The sequence below is a fragment of the Vibrio sp. 1727 genome (assembly GCF_033344415.1).
GTDB classification, from domain to species: domain Bacteria; phylum Pseudomonadota; class Gammaproteobacteria; order Enterobacterales; family Vibrionaceae; genus Vibrio; species Vibrio alginolyticus.
On the sequence record NZ_JAWPOT010000640.1, the window covers coordinates 1 to 524 of the forward strand.

At 41.4% G+C, this 524-nt stretch carries 1 protein-coding gene; it reads right to left on the reverse strand.

Going from position 1 to position 524, the window contains the following annotated elements; all coding sequences use genetic code 11:
* On the reverse strand, positions 1-524 hold a 524-nt coding region (locus R8O10_RS27350), incomplete at both ends, for a type VI secretion system contractile sheath domain-containing protein (RefSeq protein WP_318192253.1).

Here is a 524-nt window from a genome sequence, read left to right on the forward strand (position 1 = left end):
TCAGGAACTGGTGAAATCGGAATGAACCCACAATCAGACAGTTCTTGCTCTTTACGCTCAGAGACTTTTAGATTTAAAGGGCATCTACCTCTGTCATTTTTGCCATTAATGCGCGTTTTGTTTCTTGTAGGAGCAACAATAATGCCTTGACTATAATCCCCCTGTTTTATTCCTCGCATGTGAGTAAACCAACCGTGCTCTTGGAATGCTCTAATCGAAACAGCAGCAAAACAGAAGGCTCCACTTCCCCACAATAAATCGTTATTTGAATCGTCAATATTCTCTTGAAATTCAAATTGATCGTTTCGAGAACCATCACTTTTGTAGGGTTGTCGAAAAAGCACGTTAGGAACGGTTAAGCCAATAAACTTGGTATCATCGTTATCTCGCAACTGTCTCCATTTGACATAATCAATTTGTTCAAATTGTGCCGCAACGTCTCGAGTCGACGAAAGTTCGGCAAATGTGTTCACACCGAATATTTCAGGAGACGCAGACATTACAAATGGACTAAGTGCCGCAGC